This window comes from Caballeronia sp. A2-2 (genome assembly GCF_057612605.2).
Genome location: NZ_CM173618.1, coordinates 534,289 through 550,095, shown reverse-complemented (window position 1 = coordinate 550,095; position 15,807 = coordinate 534,289). Strand labels below are relative to the sequence as shown.

The window sequence follows — 15,807 nt, the reverse complement described above, 5'->3', positions numbered from 1 at the left end:
TCGCGCCTGCCGTACTCGAGGAGTCATCAAGTGAGGAACGTTACGTATCCCAGGTCGTCGCTAGACAGCAAGCCGTACTGGGACGGATGCAATAGCGGAGAACTTCGTTTCCAGCGATGCCTTCAGTGCTCCGAAGTCGTATTCCATCCGCGAGCATTATGTCCCTACTGTTTGTCCGACGCACTGACTTGGTCTGTATCACGCGGTAGAGGGAAAATCTATTCGTTTTCGGTGCAATACATTGCGCTGCAGCCAAAGGACGGCGGGAACGCTTTGCGGGCACTTGGAATCGCCGAAGTCGACGAAGGATTTCATATGTTTTCTGAATTCCTTTGCGAAGATCTCGCTTCCCTAGCAATAGGAGATCCTCTAGAAGTAGTATTTTCTCGAGTTGACGATTCGCTGGTCCTTCCCAAATTTAAGGTGCTGGCACGATGAGCGCGACTACATTGCGTGGCAAAGCGGCTATTGTTGGGTTCGGCGACAGTTACTGTAGGCGTGGGGAATTCAAGACCGCGCTAAGGCTTGCGCAAGAAGCAACACGCCGCGCGTTAGACGACGCGGGCCTTAGAAAGGACGAGATCGACGGCTTGCTGACCGGTCGGGCACCGATGTCGGATCAGCGACATCAGTGGAACAATATATTCGCTGCTTATAACAAAATCACGCCGCGCTATGCCTCGGAGATCACGATCCACGCGGCGGGGATGAACTCGATGCTCAAGCACGCTGCGCTTGCGGTCACGAGTGGCGTTGCGCGCTTCGTTCTGTGTGTTGGGGCAGACGCGGTTGCTGCCTCGCCAACCGCGCGCTCTCAGATTGGAGCCATGGATGCGGATCCAGAGTTCGAGCAACCGTACGAGCCGATAATTCCGACCCTTTACGCGCAGATGGCACGTCGGCTTATGCATGAATATGGCCTCACCGAGGAAGATTTTTCGGCGGTTTCGGTGCAATGCCAAGAATGGGCGGTCCATCATCCCTACGCGGCCAAGGCGCACAAGGGTCTCGTGACGATTGACGATGTCATGCGGTCGCCGATGGTCGCATCGCCTTTGCGCTTGTGGCACTGTGCGCCGTGGGGCCCCGCTGGTACTGCTGGCGCCGTTATTGTGACTGATGCCGACACTGCGCGTTCTATGTCGGATACACCAATCTATCTGCTTGGCGCGGGCGAATGCCAAACGCATGAATATTTGACAGATCGCATGGCGTTGCGCCGCAGCGCCTTACCGCTCGGAACACTTCCAAACATAACGTCGACAGGATGCAGGGCTGCGGCTGAACAGGCCTTTCAGATGGCGGGTCTGCGGCATGCCGACATCGATATCGTGCAAACAGCGTCGCAATTTGCCCATGTTGAACTCCAGGTTCTCGCCGAGCTCGGTTTTACTGAGCTGCATGGGGCAGGAGAGTTCGTGCGTTCCGGTGCGACCGGCCCTGGAGGCAGCTTACCGACCAACACAAACGGCGGGTGGCTCTCCTTCGGTCAGCCAGGGGTTTCCTGCGTCATGGACAGCATCAGCGAAACAATACGGCAGTTGCGTCAAGAAGCTCTAGGCCTCCAGGTGCAAAACGCGAGTGTCGGACTTGTGCACGGTAACGGGGGCATACAAGCTTGCCATAGCGTTGCAATCCTCGGGCGCGCGCCATGAATCCGCTGTCGCTCGCTGCGATGGGCAGCTATATGGTCGGTGGACGCGCTGTCACGGTCGCAAATCGTCCAAGCCGGACGATAGGGCTCTCGGCAGGACTAGGCATTGAGCACGATCCAAACGGAACGTTCTGGATCGAGCAGGCATATGTTCAATACTTCGTACCGGAGGTGCGGCGCATTGACTATCCGCTCGTACTAATCCATGGCGGCGGACTGACCGGCAGCGCATGGGAGACGACGCCGGACGGGCGCCCTGGCTGGTTGCACGATTTTCTGTCCGCTGGCGTGGTAGTGCATGTAGTTGACAACGTGGAGAGAGGGCGATCCGGCTTCTGCGCGCTCGATGGAGAGTGGGACGGAGTGCCAATCGTGCGCAGCGAACAGGAGTCGTGGTCGCTATACCGCATCGGTGACGCAGTTGACTTTGAGCGTCGCCTTCCATATGCCGGGCAACGATTCCCATGGATGCAACTGAACGAGCTAACGCGGCGAACCGTGCCTCGTTGGTCGACGACTATAGACGCGCAACGTCGTGCCTTGCTCAACTTGATCGAGGGACTTGGCTCGTGCATGGTGCTTGGGCATAGTCAGGGCGGAGGCTTTGCCATTGAACTCGCTGCGGCTCGCCCAGACCTAGTGCATGCGGCGGTTGCATTAGAGCCGCACGGCGACTTTTCGTCGATAGGATCCGTGGACTTAGACGGTCGACCGTTGCTTCTTGTAACAGGGGATTACGTTGAAAAGTCGTCGCTTTGGCAAGACTTGACCATCAAGGCACAAAGTGCGCTTCTCGCCTGGCAAAGGGCGGGCGGGAAACCACATACGCTAGATCTCAACAAGCAGGGAATGCCAGGCCATTCTCATATGATGATGATGGACGAAGGCAGTGACCAAATCGCGAAGATGGTTGTGGACTGGCTTAGCGACGTGATGGCGAGATAAAATGGATAACAAGATGAGGCAAGAAATCCCGTCGGACGACACTGGAAGTCCGCTTATCTCTACGCTGGACAAAGGGCAGCTACGTTACATCACCATTCGCCGCCAGCATCGCGCGAATGCGCTGTCGATAACAATGCTCGATGCCATCGCGAATGCGATTACATCACTCACACACTGCAAATCGATCGGTGCGGTTGTACTGTCAGCTCCCGGGAAGACGTTTTGTGCGGGCGCTGACATGGAAGAACTCAGATTCAATGGCGATAAGCAATATGAAGCATTGAGAAACTTGATTGAGGCGTTCCACAAACGATCGGTACCGGTCGTGTGCGTTATGCAAGGAAAGGCTTTTGGAGCCGGATGTCTGCTCCCTGCGCTGGCAGACGTCGTGATCGCCTCCGATGCCGCAACATATAGTTTCCCCGAAATCAAGTTTGGTTTGTACCCCTCTCTTATTTACGCCGTGCTCACTGAAAAGCTGTCAGAGCAACTGGTTTATTCCTTGTGCATTGGTGGGAAGTCGCTAAGCGCACACGATGCGTTGTACCACGGACTGGTGACAGAGATACTTCCTTCGATCGATTTTTCGGCTGAAGCACAGAAGCAGGTGGACTTCTATACGGCCAGGACCACCGCCCTCAACAGTGGGCGCGAGATGAGAGTTCGGTCGGCCGGTCAGGCATTGATGGAGCGAATCAGTACAGCCGAGGACGTCATCGCGCGCAACCTTGCTGCGCCCGACGTTGACGCAATGCTGACGGAGTATAGGAAGTAATGCGATGAAACAGGATCTTCCGGAAGAAAGCGATGGGTGGTTGATGGCTACGCCGGCAGCAGTGGAGGAGGCATGGATTGACCACAACGGGCACATGCATTTGCCTTTCTATACTGTGCTGTTCATCCGCGCGATCTCCGAGGTGATGGAATTGCGCGGGGTCGGCGAATCGTATGCGTCGCTGGGCCAAGGCTCGTTCTTTGGAGCGGAAAACCATATTCGTTACCTTCGAGAGTTAAAGGCAGCCGAATGGGTCAATGTCGAAATCTGCTTGCTTGAATGCGATGTGAAGCGACTCCACTGGTGGGCGCAAATGGTAACGGCAGCGCGCGTGCCAGTTGCAACATTCGAACTGCTATCGATGCATGTCGACCAAACTGTGCGACGTGCCGCGCCGATGCCGGATGCGCTCCACAGCGAGATGCGCGATCTTGCACGTCGGCAAAGGAATGTTGGTCCCCCTTCCAGCGCATGGCGCGTCGGAAAGCTTGCAACGCCGCTTTAGCCGATTACTCGTTCACTAACAATTCCGGCATCGAAGCGTCCCTCAAGGAATTTGTTCATGCAGTCTCTCAGGGGCCCCTCTTCGGGGCCATTCGCCGGCGCTAGTGCGCCGGTCTTTTTCGCTCGCGTTATATCGGCACCTGAAAACTACGTCATGACGAGCACAAAATCATCTGCGCTGGGGACCGGCTGTGTCTCGTCCGATACACTCCGACGGAATCCCGCCCTATGGTTACGGCTATCGCGTTGCATGGCACGCGTAGCCGAAGACACAGCCTTCGTATTTGTTGAGTAAGAGCCAATGACTCGCAACCTCCCAACAGCCTGCGCGTTGAACGAACGGGTAAAGGCAGGCCCGATATGACATCATCGCGCTTGATTCGACAACTCGACCTCACAACGCTAAGTCTTTTCGTGGCCATCTTTGAGGAGGGGACACTGACGCGGGCGGCGCAACGGGAGGCAATCGCTATATCCGCAGCGAGCAAGCGCCTCGCCGCGTTGGAAGATGCAGTCGGCACAGCGCTCTTGCAACGCAGCGCTCGAGGTATGGCGTTGACTTCGGCAGGAGAGTCTATGCTGCATTATGCCCGTCGGCTGCTCTGTATGTTTCAGAGCATCGATTCGGAACTGGCTGGACACGCCGCCGGCGTTCGCGGGTATGTGCGGATGACGGCAAATCTCTCAGCGATCGTTGAGTATCTGCCAGAGGACCTCCGTGCGTTTCTGACGATGCATGATCAGATCAAAATTGATCTCGAGGAGCGGCCGAGCAGCGCTATCGTGGACGGCGTGTTATTGGGTCTCGCCCAAATCGGCGTTTGTTCTGGGGATGTTGACACTTATGGGCTTGCCGTGGCGCATTACCGGTGGGATCGGCTCTGCGTCATTACGCCCAGCGATCATCCGCTAAAACAGCACAAGAGCGTCACGTTTGCGGAAACTCTCGATTTCGATCACGTCGGACTGAACTCAGCAAGTTCTATCAACGCGCGAATCCACCTTGCCGCGCGACGGGCAGGCAAGGCGCTGCGATTGCAGATTCAAGTACCGAGCTTTGACGCCGTCTGCCGCATGGTGCAGGCGCGTATGAGTGTGGCAATCATCCCGCACGCGGTCTTTGATGCGATGGGGCGGCACTTAAGACTTGAGGTAGTCCCCCTCACAGAAGAGTGGTCGACTCGAAACTTGGTCATCGTCGCACGCGAGATTACGGCGCTTTCACCGGTTGCCCGCCTGTTATTCAATTACCTCGGTTCAGTGGAAGCGGCCATAAGTTGAAAGGGGCACGCGTTCGAGTTTGACGAAGGGATGTTGCCGAAACGCGGTTGGACACAGGGTGGTTAGGACTTTTATCATTAACATAACGACATGTATTCGGAGACGAACGTTATGAGCGGACCTCTTCAGGGCATTCGCGTCATCGAAATCGGCACGTTGATCGCCGCGCCGTTCGCGGCACGCATGCTGGCCGAATTCGGCGCGGAAGTCATCAAGATCGAAGCGCCGAATACCGGCGATCCCCTGCGCAAATGGCGCAAGCTGCACGAGGGCACTTCGCTCTGGTGGTACCTGCAATCGCGCAACAAGAAGTCGGTGTGCGTCAACCTCAAGTCGCCCGAAGGCGCCGGCGTCATCAAGCGGCTCGCGGCGGACGCGGACATCGTCATCGAAAACATGCGTCCCGGCGCGCTCGAAAAGCTCGGCCTCAGCTGGGACGTGCTGCACGCCATCAACCCGAAGCTGACGATGGTGCGCATCTCCGGCTACGGACAGACCGGACCGTACCGCGATCGTCCGGGCTTCGGCGCGATCGGCGAAGCGATGGGCGGCATCCGCTACACGACCGGCGACGCCGAAGGGCTGCCGGCGCGCGTCGGCGTGAGCCTCGGCGATTCGCTCGCCTCGCTGCACGGCGTGATCGGCGCGCTGATGTCGGTGCTGCGCGTGAAGACCGGTCAGGGCGACGGACAAGTGGTCGATGTGTCGCTCGTCGAAAGCGTCTTCAACCTGATGGAAAGCCTCGTCCCCGAATACGACCTGCTCGGCCATGTGCGCGAGCGCAGCGGCGGGGCGCTGCCCGGCATCGCGCCGTCGAACACGTATCGCACGGAGGATGGCGGCTTCGTCGTGATCGCGGGCAACAGCGATCCGATCTACAAGCGCCTGATGCACGTGATCGGCCGCGCCGATCTCGCCGAGGATCCCGCGCTCGCCCACAACGACGGCCGCGTGAAGCAGAGCGCGATGCTCGACGAAGCGATCACCGCGTGGACTTCGCATCACTCGATGAACGAGGTGCTCGCGACGATGGAGCGCGAGGAAGTGCCGGCGGGCCGCATCTATTCGGTCGCGGACATCGTCGAGGATGCGCACTATCAAGCGCGCGACATGCTGTTGCAGGCGGACCTGCCGGGCGGCGTCGCGGTGAAGATGCCGGGCATCGTGCCCAAACTCTCCGACACGCCGGGCGAAGTGCGCTGGCAAGGCCCGGCGCTCGGCGAGCACACCGCGCCGGTGCTCAAAGCGCTCGGTTTCGATGCGGACGAAGTGGAGCGGCTGCGCGCCGCGGGAGCGGTGCAATGAATTACGAATGCAAAGACCCCTTGATCGTTCAGGAAGTCGCGCCGCGCGACGGCCTGCAGATCGAAAAGCAGTGGGTCGAGACGGAAGACAAGATCGCGCTGATCGACGGCCTTTCCGCGTGCGGCTTCAAGCGGATTGAGGCAGGCTCCTTCGTGTCGCCGAAAGCCATTCCCGCGTTGCGCGATGGCGAGGCAGTATTCAACGGCATCCGTCGCGGACGAGGCGTGATCTACGTCGCGCTCGTGCCGAACGTGAAGGGCGCTGAGCGCGCGCTCGCCGCGGGCGCCGATGAGCTGAACCTCGTAATGTCCGCGAGCCAGACGCACAACCGCGCGAATATGCGTATGAGCTGCGACTCGTCGCTGGCCGGTTTCGGTGATATTGTGCGGCTCGTTCATGGGGCCTCCGATGTCACGATTAACGCCACCGTCGCCACCGCATTCGGGTGTCCGTTCGAAGGGCGCATCGACGAAGAGCGCGTCGTGTCGATCGCGCGGACGTATCGCGAAATGGGCATCAAGGGCATCACCCTCGCCGATACGACCGGCATGGCGAATCCGCGTCAGGTAGCCAGGCTCGTCGCGCGCGTGCTTGAACACGTGCCCGCCGCCGATCTCACGCTGCACTTCCACAATACGCGCGGCCTCGGGCTCGCCAACGTGCTCGCCGCTTACGACGTTGGCGTGCGCCGCTTCGACGCCGCGCTGGGCGGTCTCGGCGGCTGCCCGTTTGCGCCAGGCGCATCGGGAAATATCTGCACCGAAGATCTCGTCAACGTGTGTGACGAGATGGAGATTTCCACCGGCGTCGATCTGCAAAAGCTGATCGCGCTGTCGCGTACTCTGCCCACGCTTGTTGGACATGACGTGCCCGGGCAGGTCGCAAAGGCCGGTCGGAATTGCGACCTCCACCCGGTCCCCAATCAGGTTGCTGCCTTGTAGTAGATAACGCGGGACTCGCGCAGACCGTAGAGTTGCTGCGGCAAGCGTCTTCGTTTGAAGCGACTAGCGTAATGCTATTGCATATGCCCGCTACCAGCGGTCCGCAAACCGGCATCTATCAGAGAGCGCAGATATGACGGAAGTATCGAAAACCGACCGCATATCAGGTGTGTCGAAGGCGAAGGGCTAGCAAACCGAAGGAAGCCGGGACCTTGATCCTTCAAAAAACCGCGTTGTAGGACGAGGCGGTCATCGCCGTTCATTTTCCTGCGATTGCTCGCCACAGTACGATTGGATAAACCACCATCCAACTTTTCAAACTACCGAGTGGTGACGGGAAAACCGCCCAACGAGAAAAACGCCGGCCGGGGCTGTGCTAGCTGACAACTATAGTGCTCCCCGCGCTTGAGATTCAGAGCACCGCGTCGGCGAACAAGCCAGATATCAAATCCACAGAATGGACAACCATCCAACAATCAACCGGCGATTCGAACCTGACTTACTTGGACTCGTCATCGAGGACGACGTCAGGCGGAAACGTCTCGAAAGCCCGGTCAAGCTTTGCAATGAGACCGAGCAGTTGCTCGCTGCCCTCGGCGTGGATAGCGGCCCGCACTTCACTTTCAAACTGCTCGAGGACTTCCAAGATGCCGCTATACAGAGCCCAACCGCTGTCGGTCAGCGTCAGCAGAATCAGACGTTTGTCGTTCTTGTTGACTGCCCGCGTAAGCTGGCCACCTGCCGTTAGGCGTTGGGTAGCGCGGCTTACTTTGGCGCGGTCCATGCCCGTATTGTCGGCTATCTCGAAGGTAGACATCGGCCCCTTTGAAGCGAGGACATTGATAACGCGGGATTCGGCAATGGTGACGCCCAGCCGATCCGCGTAACGCTTTGATGCGATCGCGGTGAGACGAGCCGTAATGCGGAGCAGGCGATAGGGCACAAAACATTCAAGGTCGAAAGGGGGTGCAACTTTTTTGGGCAATTTTTCAGTTTTCGACGATCGCTTAGCTGTATTCATTTACTGTATTAATGTTGGAACGATCGAGCAGCCCAGGCCACCTTCGACGGCGGGGTCCCATTACTAGCGAGATCGTATCATTGTAATTGAAATCGTCTTAAAGTGAATTGCCAGATAGCGCTCGTCTCGTGTATCGATGAACTTGGTTGCCCTTTCAAAACAGAGTGCGCATCCCAAGTTGAAACACCCTGGAAGTGGTGTCTGGCACGGCGGGGGCGCCGTAGTATAAAGCGGCGCCAAGCGAGTACGCCGATCCGTTTTTGTTATTAACCTGGCTGTACCCGCCGTATACAGCAGTCTTCTTTGAGATCTGATAGTTCATTTCGATGGCTTCGACATATGCGTTTTGCGATGCGGTCAGTCCTTCGGATGTGTTGATGATCTTCGACACCTGTCCGATCAGCGCGAGAGATGGGGTGATCGCGTATTTGAGACCCAGATTCGCGATTGCGAACCGCTGCGTATTTTTTAGGGTTGCCGGCGAGGTCGTATCTGGGTAACTATCTTTCGTGTAACCCACAAAAAGTTTGGCTGGACCTATGGCATAGCTTCCGCCTACCCCCCATTCGACGTACCGGCCCACATCAAGTGGGTCTTTCATATGGATGTAGCCTGCGTGTAGTGCGAGCGGTCCGTTTGAATAATTCAGCGCTCCGCTGAGGGTAGTGCCGCTGCTGATGGAGCCGGGGACTCCGCCGACACCGTACATTAGGCCGAAGGAAACTCCCCGTATATCAGGTGATGAATAGACAATCGAATTATTGGTTCGGCAAGTAATGATGTTCGTCATAAGCGTACTTTGGACAGTGCCATTGGCCAGCGTCCTATCGACGTTCCAGAAGCTCCCGCCCAGGCCGGCACTGAATGCATCGTATTCGCTCACCGCGAGGAACTCCGGCGCATATTGTCGTCCGAACGTAATCGATCCTTGCGGGCCCTGCAATCCCACCCACGCTTGACGGCCGAAGAGGGCGCCGCCTTGTTGGATAACGCCGGTATTTGGCGCAAACCCGTTCTCGAGTTTGAAGATCGCTTTGTACCCCCGCCCAATATCCTCCGCACCGGCGAACCCAATCCGGGATCCAGCGAGGCCGCCGTTTGTCATTCTGGTCAGTGTTCCATGTCCCTGATTGGAGATATCTAGAAGAATGTCGACCATTCCATATAGAGTGACACTGCTTTGCGCGTGAACAGCGCACACGAACCCGCCGATCACGACGGCTACTGCCGGCCTCAAAAGTCTCAGCATAAAGTCTCCCCAGCCGCGCCGCCTTTGTCATGCGGCGCGGGGTAACAAGGTTTTTTTTGGTTAGTGACCGGCGACGGCGTCGCTCTTCGAGCCCAGGCCGATCTCGGTATGCAGCCGCAGGCGCTGAAACCGCGCGTCTGTGTCAGTGTCGGGCCGAAGTACCGTCCCGAGCCAGCAGAGTACAAAGCCTATTGGGATGCTAATGATCGCGGGGTACTTGAGAGGAATGACGGCTGCTGCGCCCATGACCATCGGTGAGAGTACGATGACAGCGATAGATACAACGAGCCCACCTACAAGTCCTGCGATTGCACCCGCACGAGAGAACTTTGGCCAGAACAGGGTACACACCAGTGTGGGTAGGTTAGCGCTTGCCGCGACCAAGAATGCGAGCCCTAGCAGAAAGGTTATGTTGAAACCAGTACCCACCGCGATGCTGAGTAGTGTGGCCAGCATTCCTACCATGACCGATGACAAGCGCGCCATCCTGCGCTCGAGATGTTCAATGTTGGGGCGGTCGCGCCAAACAATGCCCGCGAAAATGTCATGGGCGACGGTTCCAGAAGCAGATACCAGAAGTCCCGAGACTACCGCGAGAATGGTTAAAAAGCAGACACCGGAGATGAAAGCCATAGCAAGAGCACCGCCTACGGAGCCTTCGCCGCCGGATAGCGCGGCCGCGAGAATCGGCGCAACGAGGTTCCCGCCGACTGCAGCAGCAGCATTTGCATCACTGCCATGCAGGATTGCACGCGCCCCTATCCCAAGGACAACAATCATGAGGAAGAAGGTGCTCATTACCGCTACGGCCCAACCCAACGAGCGACGCGCCGCGTTGCCGTCCCTCACCGTAAAAAACCGAATTAGCACATGCGGCAGGCCCGCAGTGCCGAGCATGTACACAAGGCCGAACGACAGAATATCTAGAGGATGAGAAGGCGACAGGAGCAAGCCCGGCTTGAGGTACTCGACTCCTCGAACATGCGCTGTCGCGGCCATCTGCATCAAGGTGCCAAGTTGCCAGCCGCTCCGTGAAAACACAGTTACGGACATTACGGCGCCGACGATCAACAGGATGACGGCCTTTATAATCATCACCCAGGACGCGCCAAGCATTCCTCCAAAAGCCACGTATATCGTCATCAGGATGCCGGTTATTACGACCGCTACCGAATACGGAAGGTTCGTCAAAGCTTGCAACAAGATTCCAGCGCCCACGAGTTGAGCAATGAGATACAGGAGGCTCACGGCGAGTGACGTGAGCGCAGTGACGCCGCGCAGCGCCTGGTCGTCAAACCGGCGCGCGAGCACTTCCCCAAGCGTGAAGGCACCGGCGTTTCGCAGACGCTCAGCAATTAGCAATAGCGGTAGAAAGCCGAAGATGGCGGCCACTAAAATAAGCGTGCCGTCGAATCCGTAGAGATAAATCAGTCCCGTCGTGCCAAGAAAAGTGCCGGCGGACATGAAGTCGCCGGCTATCGCCAGGCCGTTTTGCGCCGCGGAGATGTTGCGTCCAGCGGCAAGGAAATCGGCGGATGTTTTCGTTCGTCGGGCAGCGCGACCTATGATCACGAGCATGATCAACACGAGGCATCCGAAAACGACCATCGTGAGTGCGGCGTTATGTCTCATTTGGAGGAATCCTTACAATCTACTGCGGCTGACTTCCGGAGCAACGCCTCGCGGACCTTAGTCTCCAATGGTTGAATTCGCTGGCCGCTGTGTCGCAAGTATTGCCACGTGGTCGCCCAGGCGACAACGTACATAAAAATCATCGCGACGAAAGCAAGCGATCCCCACGCGCTTATCAGCATGCCAAGCCACTTATAGGCGAATGCAACGAGTAAGAAGAAGCCGACATAGCTCACCATCACGACGATGATAGTGATACGGCCGAGTCTTTGACGGGCACTGACAAGTTCGTCAAGTCCTGGGACGACGACCTCGGCTCCCTCCGGTTCTTCGGGCCAAGTCGATGAGGTGTGTATCGAAGTGGTTGGCATTGTCCCCTCCAGTTTTGAGTGTCGGTATGAGTGATCCAGCTATTTCGATTTCATCTCATTTGAAATGAATTGACAAACGGTACTTACCCGAGGTGCAACAACACAGACCATGTCACGACTTGCATCATTTCATGTGATATGAGATAAAACGGGTGGACGCTTTGGCTTTTTGCCGGGAAAGCGCACTCGTGCGCGCTGCGGGCTAGCAGTGCGCTCAGTAACCGACCTGTTTAGAGGAGACACCGATATGACACGCTCGCTGGAAGACAAGGACCAAATTCACGATCTGCTGTCGAGCTTTTGCGACACGATGGACCTGCAACGCTTTGACGAATTCGCTTCGTTGTTCACTGAGGACGGGATCTTCTTCGCTGATGACGTGGGTCAACCGAAGGGGCGCGCAGAGATACGTGATTTCGCAGCCGCGATTCTTCCCGTGGAGGGAGAGGGACCGAAGCGGAAGCACATCATGACAAACATTTTTGTGAACGTCGACGGAGATGAGGCACGCTCGAACAGTACGTTCATTATGGTAAGAGAGGGGGAGGGGAATATTGTTATTGCGGCTGCCGGGCGTTACGAAGACGAGATCGTCCGTGACAAAGGGACTTGGCGTTTCAAGACCCGGCGGCTAATCATCGACTTCAGGATCGACCTGGGCCTAAAGGACCATAGGTCCGCGCAGTAGGTGGCTGCTTCGACCCTCTCCGGCGATGTTGCAGGCACGGCATGTATCCGAACGTTCGCTTGCAGCTGTGCGTTGAGGCGGCTGTCGCCGAGTTCTCAACATGCTGATCATCGCCGCATTTTTTTGCGGCCTATGCGCGTGATGTTTGACTGATCGGAGATTCCCTCGATGCCCGTTGAGCCCCCTCAAACACTGCTAGACAAACTTTGGAGAAGCCACCTGGTCGACGATCCAACCCATGGCCCCTCGTTGTTATACATAGATCGGCACCTTGTTTATGAGGTGACGAGTCCTCAAGCGTTCGAGGGCATGAGACTCTCAAAGAGGAGGCCGTGGCGTACTGAGACAGTGCTCGCCGTTGTCGACCACAATATACCCACCGTGCCTGCCGAGCGATCGAGCATCCAAGCGATTACTGATCCGCTTTCCCGAGCACAGGTCGCTCAACTCGATGCAAACTGCAGAGAGTTCGACATTCGGCTGTATGGCATAAACGATGCTCGACAGGGAATCATCCATGTATCCGGGCCTGAGCAAGGGGCAACTCTGCCGGGAATGACCGTAGTTGCAGGAGACTCACACACGAGCACGCATGGCGCTTTTGCATGCCTCGCATTCGGCGTCGGGACGTCCGAAGTCGAACATGTGTTGTCCACGCAGTGCTTGCAAGTCGAAAAAATGAGCTGTATGCGTATTAAGGTGGACGGCGTCTTGAAGCGCGGCGTAACGGCGAAGGATATCGCACTTGCGATCATAGGCCGGATCGGTGCCGGCGGAGGCACTGGGTGCGCGGTTGAATTCGCGGGAAGCACCATTGAATGCCTATCGATGGAGGGGCGTATGACCCTCTGCAACATGGCTATCGAAGCTGGCGCGCGCATAGGGCTAATCGGAGTTGATGACACGACGGTCGAGTACCTAAAGGGGCGGCCCTACGCGCCTAAAGAAGCGCATTGGCCCGCTGCCGAGGCCTATTGGAGAACGCTCGTCAGCGACGACCGTGCGCGATTCGACAGGGAAATACTCATCGATGCCAGCGAACTACGTCCGATGGTTACTTGGGGAACGTCGCCGGAAATGGTCGTCTCGATCGACGGGGCCGTCCCCAATCCATCCGATGAGCCAGATCCAGTGCGCCGCGCCGGAATGTCTCGCGCATTAGCCTATATGAACCTTCAACCCGGCAGTCCCGTGGCGAGTATCGTGCTCGACAAAGTCTTTATCGGTTCCTGCACGAATGCTCGCATCGAAGATCTTCGTGCTGCAGCAGCCGTTGTGAAAGACAGGCGCATCGCGCCGAATATCATACAAGCGCTGGTCGTGCCAGGATCAGGACTCGTTAAAAAGCAAGCAGAGTCGGAAGGGCTGGACATAATTTTCAAAAACGCCGGCTTCGAGTGGCGCGAGGCGGGTTGCTCAATGTGCCTGGGTATGAATGATGATCGTCTGCGTCCGGGCGAGCGTTGCGCATCCACCTCAAATCGAAATTTTGAGGGCCGACAAGGTCCGGGCGGCCGCAGTCATTTAGTAAGCCCTGCGATGGCGGCGGCCGCCGCGATTGCAGGTCACTTTGTCGACATTTCATAAGGTTTAGCGCGATGAGACCATTCACCACGCTGGAGTCGCTTGTTGTGCCGCTGGACCACGCGAATGTCGACACCGACGCGATCATTCCGAAACAATTCATGAAATCGATAAAGCGGACGGGCTTTGGCGATAACCTCTTCGACGAATGGCGCTACTCCGATCACGGAGTGCCAGGGCAGGATATATCGACTCGAAAGCCAAACCTTGGGTTCTCGCTTAACCAACCTCGGTTTGCCGGCGCACAGATCCTTCTCGCGCGAAGTAATTTCGGTTGCGGATCGAGTCGTGAGCATGCGGCGTGGGCGTTATCCGACTTCGGCATTCGAGCTCTAATAGCGCCAAGTTTCGCAGATATTTTTTACGGCAATTGTTTCAAAAATGGGTTGCTTCCGGTCAAGCTGGATGATGCTCTCGTCGGAGACTTGTTCATTAAGGTAGATCGCACGCCAAGCTTTCGGCTTGCGATTGATCTTCACCAGAGGCGAATTCGACTGCCGAACGGAGAAGAGATCGAGTTCGATATAGATGAGGAGCGCCGGCATCGCCTGCTTAATGGCCTCGATGACATTGCACTTACTCTTGAGAAAAGTCATCTCATTCAAGCTTACGAAGCTGCCCGGCGTGCTCGGGAACCGTGGCTTTTCGGGCCGACGTAGTCACGCGCGTGGGTCGCCGATCGATGGGAACGATTCATGGGGCGGCCGTCGACGCCGGACTGCAGTACACCCAACGAGAGTTGGACAGCGATGCTGTACACGTGGCATCAACTGCAGCTAGAAAGTTGCAACTGAGCTTAACGATCGTCGGAGGATAAGTTGACTCGATGCAGGATCAGTCTTGATAGGCAACTGACCATCCGACTGTCGGTTTCACCTGTCTTTATAAGGCGTATCAGCCGCAGGCGGTAGGTAGCATTCGTTGATGTCCGAGACGCTCCTGTAAATCGCGCAAGCATGCTGCTGGGCGACCACTTCTCACGTAATAAGGCCGGCGTACGTCAGGGGCTATAGAGGAACATTGATCGAGATATGGTAGCTACGTGCCTGGTAGTCTGCGAAAGGATTGAATTCAAGAGCGATGAGATCGACAATCACTGAGTCATTGAGGGCTTGACCTCCCCCTCTCGGGCGGTTGAAGGCCGAGGCCGAGTTGCAACAGGCAGGGGTGCGAATCAGGAAGGCTAAGTGCAAAGCGGAGTTGCATTTCCCGACTATTAAGCTTTGGAGAATCTGTACGATGCTGCTCTATCAATTTCGAATGGGTACGAACCCGCGGCGCGTCATTCTATATCTAGCCGAGAAGGGTATCGACGTTCCACGTTACGAGCTCGATTATGCGCACGGCGAACATCGTTCGGACCGCTACCTGAAGATAAACCCGGCAGGCAGGGCGCCTACGCTTGTGACTGATGACGGCGACGCGATAACAGATTCTGCGGCCATCGTTGAGTACCTTGAGGAATGCCATCCGGACAAGCCGATGATAGGCTCGGGCCCTCAATCGCGAGCGCGGGTGCGTTCGCTTGAGAGGCTTGGAAGTGATCTTGTCGCGCGAGGCCAGTTGTGGCTCTGGAATGAAACTCATGCATTCTCAGGAAAGGAGCCAGATCCGTCGAAGGACACGGCGGATCGCATCTCCCGCTACGTCTCGGAAGTTCTCGATGTCTTAGAGACTGAAATCGGCGAGAACGAGTTCCTTGCCGGTCCTGAACCAACGATTGCCGACTTCACCGTCTTTCCGATCTTTCAAACGGCGCGCGAGAGGTTCAACCTCACGTTCGGAGAGAATCACCTGCGCTTGGACACTTGGTACAAACGTTTCCGGTCACGTCCGAGTGCGGACTATTAGACAATA

At 57.0% G+C, this 15,807-nt stretch carries 16 protein-coding genes; 12 read left to right on the top strand and 4 right to left on the bottom strand.

From position 1 onward, the window contains the following. The first annotated feature begins 30 nt into the window (after positions 1-30). The 8 genes from ACZCWR_RS26060 (at position 31) to ACZCWR_RS26025 (ending at position 7,405) form a co-directional block, all read left to right on the top strand. Positions 31-438 carry a Zn-ribbon domain-containing OB-fold protein gene (locus ACZCWR_RS26060; protein WP_487305905.1) on the top strand — a complete coding sequence of 136 codons (408 nt, stop codon included), beginning with the start codon at positions 31-33 and terminating at the stop codon, positions 436-438. Next, complete coding sequence (locus tag ACZCWR_RS26055) at positions 435-1,655, top strand: thiolase family protein (protein ID WP_487305904.1); 1,221 nt, start codon at positions 435-437, stop codon at positions 1,653-1,655. Before ACZCWR_RS26060 ends, ACZCWR_RS26055 begins: the two co-directional genes overlap by 4 nt. After that, positions 1,652-2,599, top strand: coding sequence for an alpha/beta hydrolase family protein (locus tag ACZCWR_RS26050; protein ID WP_487305903.1), 948 nt, complete (start codon positions 1,652-1,654; stop codon positions 2,597-2,599). Before ACZCWR_RS26055 ends, ACZCWR_RS26050 begins: the two co-directional genes overlap by 4 nt. Before the next feature lies 1 nt (position 2,600). Further along, the gene (locus ACZCWR_RS26045) at positions 2,601-3,374 is read left to right on the top strand and encodes an enoyl-CoA hydratase/isomerase family protein (protein WP_487305902.1); all 774 of its coding nucleotides are present in this window, start codon (positions 2,601-2,603) and stop codon (positions 3,372-3,374) included. Between the two features lie 4 nt (positions 3,375-3,378). Then, entirely contained in the window at positions 3,379-3,879 is a 501-nt protein-coding gene (locus ACZCWR_RS26040; protein ID WP_487305901.1) for a thioesterase family protein, read from the top strand. Between the two features lie 359 nt (positions 3,880-4,238). Further along, entirely contained in the window at positions 4,239-5,159 is a 921-nt protein-coding gene (locus tag ACZCWR_RS26035; protein ID WP_487305900.1) for a LysR family transcriptional regulator, read from the top strand. 111 nt (positions 5,160-5,270) lie between these two features. Beyond that, entirely contained in the window at positions 5,271-6,464 is a 1,194-nt protein-coding gene (locus ACZCWR_RS26030) for a CaiB/BaiF CoA transferase family protein (RefSeq protein ID WP_487305899.1), read from the top strand. Next, on the top strand, positions 6,461-7,405 hold the full coding sequence (locus ACZCWR_RS26025) for a hydroxymethylglutaryl-CoA lyase (RefSeq protein ID WP_487305898.1): 945 nt from the start codon (positions 6,461-6,463) through the stop codon (positions 7,403-7,405). The genes ACZCWR_RS26030 and ACZCWR_RS26025 overlap by 4 nt, the downstream gene beginning before the upstream one ends. A gap of 499 nt (positions 7,406-7,904) precedes the next feature. On the opposite strand, the gene ACZCWR_RS26020 is transcribed toward ACZCWR_RS26025, so the two are convergent. From ACZCWR_RS26020 to ACZCWR_RS26005, 4 genes are all read right to left on the bottom strand, one after another. Beyond that, positions 7,905-8,426: a MarR family winged helix-turn-helix transcriptional regulator gene (locus tag ACZCWR_RS26020; RefSeq protein WP_487305897.1), complete on the bottom strand. Its 522-nt coding sequence runs from the start codon at positions 8,424-8,426 to the stop codon at positions 7,905-7,907. A 154-nt stretch (positions 8,427-8,580) separates the two neighbouring features. Continuing rightward, positions 8,581-9,675, bottom strand: a complete 1,095-nt coding sequence (locus ACZCWR_RS26015; protein ID WP_487305896.1) for a porin — start codon at positions 9,673-9,675, stop codon at positions 8,581-8,583. A gap of 60 nt (positions 9,676-9,735) precedes the next feature. Further along, entirely contained in the window at positions 9,736-11,307 is a 1,572-nt protein-coding gene (locus ACZCWR_RS26010) for a solute symporter family protein (RefSeq protein ID WP_487305895.1), read from the bottom strand. Beyond that, positions 11,304-11,678 (bottom strand): DUF485 domain-containing protein, encoded by a 375-nt coding sequence (locus ACZCWR_RS26005; protein ID WP_487305894.1) that lies wholly within the window; start codon positions 11,676-11,678, stop codon positions 11,304-11,306. The genes ACZCWR_RS26010 and ACZCWR_RS26005 overlap by 4 nt, the downstream gene beginning before the upstream one ends. 247 nt (positions 11,679-11,925) lie before the next feature. Here ACZCWR_RS26005 and ACZCWR_RS26000 point away from each other — a divergent pair, with 247 nt between their 5' ends. The 4 genes from ACZCWR_RS26000 (at position 11,926) to ACZCWR_RS25985 (ending at position 15,801) form a co-directional block, all read left to right on the top strand. Further along, positions 11,926-12,366 carry a nuclear transport factor 2 family protein gene (locus ACZCWR_RS26000; protein WP_487305893.1) on the top strand — a complete coding sequence of 147 codons (441 nt, stop codon included), beginning with the start codon at positions 11,926-11,928 and terminating at the stop codon, positions 12,364-12,366. A 168-nt stretch (positions 12,367-12,534) separates the two neighbouring features. Next, a complete protein-coding gene (gene leuC / locus ACZCWR_RS25995; protein ID WP_487305892.1) occupies positions 12,535-13,953 on the top strand; it encodes a 3-isopropylmalate dehydratase large subunit in 1,419 nt (472 codons plus the stop codon). 11 nt (positions 13,954-13,964) lie between these two features. Then, positions 13,965-14,609: a 3-isopropylmalate dehydratase small subunit gene (leuD, locus tag ACZCWR_RS25990; protein WP_487305891.1), complete on the top strand. Its 645-nt coding sequence runs from the start codon at positions 13,965-13,967 to the stop codon at positions 14,607-14,609. 580 nt (positions 14,610-15,189) lie between these two features. Further along, positions 15,190-15,801 (top strand): glutathione S-transferase family protein, encoded by a 612-nt coding sequence (locus ACZCWR_RS25985; RefSeq protein WP_487305890.1) that lies wholly within the window; start codon positions 15,190-15,192, stop codon positions 15,799-15,801. The last annotated feature ends 6 nt before the right edge of the window (positions 15,802-15,807 follow it).